Here is a 4,064-nt window from a genome sequence, read left to right as displayed (position 1 = left end):
ACGGGCGCTAGTATAACACTGTTGTTTTTTTGCAACGAAATTTTTTTGACGCGTAAATGGGCGATTCTTCGCGTCTAAAAGCGGCAAAATTATCATGCAAAGTTTCGCAGAAGCAACCTTAAGTAAAATCGATAAAGGTCTTTTCGACGCATACAAGAAAAAACAAAAAGAGCTCGAAAATCAAGCTTCCGATGATGAAGTTGACCCGACTAAAACCGGCGTTGTAGGTAATTTGGATCTTGGCAAACAAGCAAGCCAAGGAACCACGCAATACGTGCGCGGCACAAAATCAAGTTTTGATGCAGAAAACAACCCGAAAGAAGTTTCAAGCGCGACTGCGATTTTGGGCGTTGAAGCTAAAACACAAAACCCATGGTTAACCAACATTGTGCTGGCTCGCAAAGTGCGCGCTGATGGCACCGTTTCTATCATGCAATATTTGGGTAATGACGGCTCCGATGCTGCCAATATTGAACATGCAAACTCATTGCAACAACAAAATAAACACAACGTTGCCGATATTGGTGCTTTAACCGTTATTAATGAATCTAAAAGTACAGTTGCTACTGCGTTAGAAGCTCAAAAAAAACAAGTTGAGTTTGCAATCAAAGCCTACGAAAAGAAAGGTAACGATCTTACCGTTGAACAAAAAGAAGACTTAGCCGTTTTCCAAAAACTCAAAGCCGAATTAGAAGCGCTGGGTGAAGGTAAAGCTGCGGTGGGTTATGTGGGTTTAAATCCTACCGAACACAAAATGTTTACCGATGCCGGCGCCCCTGCTGACAATCTGATTATCTTTGGCGATGACGCACCAACCAGTACAACTGTTTTAGGTGATGCAAGTGGCAGCACTGGTTCTACCGCTAATGCTACACCAGTAACATATGATGCTAAAGGCGGCGTTACTGGTACTTTCACTGGCGCTGGTGCTTTAGGTTTAGTTGGTATGAATTTCAAAAATGGCGATACGAAACAAGCCATTCAAGGAACTGAAGAAAAATCACAATCTTCAACTCGTGTTTTTGGTCGTCAATACAATGAAAAGACCCGCGCAGAAACCAAAGCTAATAGCTACTTTGATGCCAACGTTTTCGCTTTGGGAGAAGGTGATGTTGCAAACGAGCTTACAGGATTAACTGGTACAGATCCTGAAGCTGATTTGGCAACAATAAAAGATAATAAATTAGTCAGCAAAGCCAAAATCAATTATCACCTCGCTGTGAAACCGCAAAAATTGGATTACGTGCAATATGGACGCGTTACCGGTAATTTGGATCCGATCAAAGTTTCCTCTTTAACCGATGATGAAAAAGCCAAATTGGAAAAAGGCGAAACCATCACCAAACGCGCCGCATTTGCAGCTAAAGATCCTAAAGGAGAAAAAGCGGATAATTTCTACTTCTACCGCGGTATTGATGCAACTACCATCGAACAAATGGCAGCATTGCCGACAGATAAAATCTTGAATTATCAAGGTCATGCTTTAATGTACGGCATTGATAATAGTTTCCACGGCGGCGATAAATCACAATTCCCAACTGCTTGGGGTACCGCTGGCGGCACTCATGCGATTGGTAACTTCGTTAGCGCTGAAGTAGATTTGAGCAAAGGAAAAGTTGGCGGTCACGTTTATAACGTTTGGGCTGACGGCAGCAAAGATAGAGTCATCGATTCATTGGTGAAATTCAAAGGTCAAGTATTCGGCAACACCGTTTTAGGAACAGCGGAACGTACTTATAAAGCCGGTGATGCCGATTTTCGCGCTTCATTCTTTGGCGAACAAGCCAGCGAAATGGGCGGATCATTTAACTCTGTAACCACCGCTGAAAAATACTCCAGCGATGATGTTTGGGGCGGCGTATTTGGTGCAAAACGTACCGTTGAACCGGTGAAAAGCGATGACGGTAACGGTTTCCTCGGTGATTTACCAGATACCACTAAACCGGTTATCAAACCAAAACCCTAATCAGTTTTTGGGCTTAACCATAAAAAAAGCGGCATTTCTGCCGCTTTTTTGAGCGTTACGTTAACGCGATTATTTACGATTTTCGTCAGAAATTAACCAACCGTTATCGTATTCGCCGTCTGTTTTTTCAACTTCTTGACGTTGTGCACCGAATACACCACCCCAAACATCGCCTTCATGGGTGTAACCATCTTTAGCGAGGTTAGAGTTGAAAGAACCACCCATTTCATTGGCTTCTTTTCCGAAGAATGAAGCGCGGAAGTCAGCGGTACCTTCTTTATAAGTACGTTCAGCTGTTCCTAAAACGGTGTTGCCGTGAACATTACCTTCAAATTTCACCAAATTATCAGGAATTAATTCGCTGGTTTCGCCTTTTTGCCAAACGTTATAAACCGCTCCAGCAACTTTATCTTTATTTAAATCCACTTCAGCTCTAACAAAGTTACCAATGGCGGTATTATCTTTGCCTTTGCCGAAAGAGTAAGGCAACGAATTATTTTTTCCACCGTGGAAGCTATTATCAATGCCGTACATTAAAGCATGACCTTGATAAACCAAGATTTTATCTGTAGGCAATGCTTCCATTTCTTTCAAAGTAGTGGCACTGGTGCCGCGGTAGAAATATTGGTTAACCGCTTTATCGCTATTGCGGGTGATATACGGGCTGTGAATATGATTCACTTCACCGTTGACCAAATCGGCGCTGGCAAGTGCTTCAGCATCAATATCGCCACTGACACGTCCATATTGCACATTTTCCAAATACATAGTTTCTGCTGCTAATGAATGGCGGTTAGCATTCTGAACTTTATTACTACTATCACCCTTTGCGAATTTTTCTAAACCAGCTTTATCTGTGAAATTGGCATCAGTATCTACGAAAACAGCTAAACCAGTTGAACCATCGCTAGCATCTTTACTAGCAAGAGATTTTTCAGAAACTACAGTAGTGGCGCCTTTGTAGCTGTTTGCAACGTCTTTGATGCCGTCCGGTGAGAAGTTTTTACCAAAAATACGGGTTGAAGAATAAGATTTTTCTTCGGTACCTTGAATGTTGCTTTCAAGCGTTGTTGCATCTGATTTGATTTTTTTGTATTCGGTAAGAGCGCGATCTTCATCAGCAAAGTTCACTGCGATTAAACCAGGCGCACCGGCGGATTTTGTGGACTCAACGGCTTCGGTTGCTCCCGAGGTGTCTAAAATAGTGTCAGCTGTTTCGACGTAATCGCCCCAAGGAATGGTTTTGCTGTATTTATCTAAAACGAGCAAATCAGTGCGTTCATATTTCGCTTTATCGGCTTTGATTTTTTCTAAATCAGCTAAAGCCTTATCAAGGATTGCTTTGTTTTCTTTTACGCCGCGATCTTCTTTATCAGCTTGTCCCAATTTTTCATATGAAGCCAACGCTTTTTTAACGGCAGTAATTTGAGTATCAACGGCGCTTACATCAATAAGTTCTGCAGCGGCATTAGCACCGTCCCAGAAGGTTACAGTTTTATTTTGACCACTTTCATATTCACTAACTGCGTCTTCTACTGCTGTATCACCTTTTTTAAAAGATAACAAAGCTGCATCTAAAGCAACGTTATGTTTATTTTGTTGTTGCAATGAATCGCCATCAGTTAAATCATCAACATCTTTATTGGGATCAATACCAACGTATTGAGTGGCAACGAGTTTACCGTCTTTTTTATCGCTTTTTTTCGCAAAGAAAATATTGGTTAATTTGGGGTTTTGTTCATCGAGACTGACGCCAGTAATAGAAGTTGGTGCGCTGTCTGATTTCGGGTTGAATTGTTTATCAAAATTGGATTCTTTGCCGCGCAAATATTGACCAACGCCATAACTTGATTGTTTTTTGAAATCAAAACCATCAACTACACCTGTTTGAGTTGGATCTACGATTTTATCGGCATCGGGATTAGCGCGTTTTTCTTTTTCTTCTTTGTATTTTGCAGCCAGCTCTGGGTCGATTTTACTTAAGGTTGCTTCTTCGCTTGCTGTAAGTACCGGAAATTCCGCTTTTTGACCGGCTTTAATAGCATCAAAGTATTTTTGTACTTTTTGTTGAACTGCAACCCCATCAACTACCCCTTGA

Annotated in this window: 2 protein-coding genes; one reads left to right on the top strand and one right to left on the bottom strand. The window is 41.6% G+C overall.

Annotated features, from left to right (window positions below; all coding sequences use genetic code 11):
- The first annotated feature begins 94 nt into the window (after positions 1 to 94).
- The gene (locus tag AKG33_RS03945; RefSeq protein WP_050707981.1) at positions 95 to 1,966 is read left to right on the top strand and encodes a transferrin-binding protein-like solute binding protein; all 1,872 of its coding nucleotides are present in this window, start codon (positions 95 to 97) and stop codon (positions 1,964 to 1,966) included.
- Between the two features lie 69 nt (positions 1,967 to 2,035).
- On the opposite strand, the gene AKG33_RS03940 is transcribed toward AKG33_RS03945, so the two are convergent.
- Positions 2,036 to 4,064: transferrin-binding protein-like solute binding protein (locus AKG33_RS03940; RefSeq protein WP_235503159.1), on the bottom strand; the 2,029-nt coding region annotated here is incomplete at its 5' end.

It is taken from the genome of Dichelobacter nodosus, from assembly GCF_001263335.1.
GTDB lineage: Bacteria > Pseudomonadota > Gammaproteobacteria > Cardiobacteriales > Cardiobacteriaceae > Dichelobacter > Dichelobacter nodosus.
This window is presented reverse-complemented; position numbering and strand designations above follow the sequence as displayed.

What these genes read in the sequence shown, in the direction of transcription:
- AKG33_RS03945 (WP_050707981.1), top strand. Translation starts at nt 95, where the DNA reads ATGCAAAGTTTCGCAGAAGCAACCTTAAGTAAAATCGATAAAGGTCTT.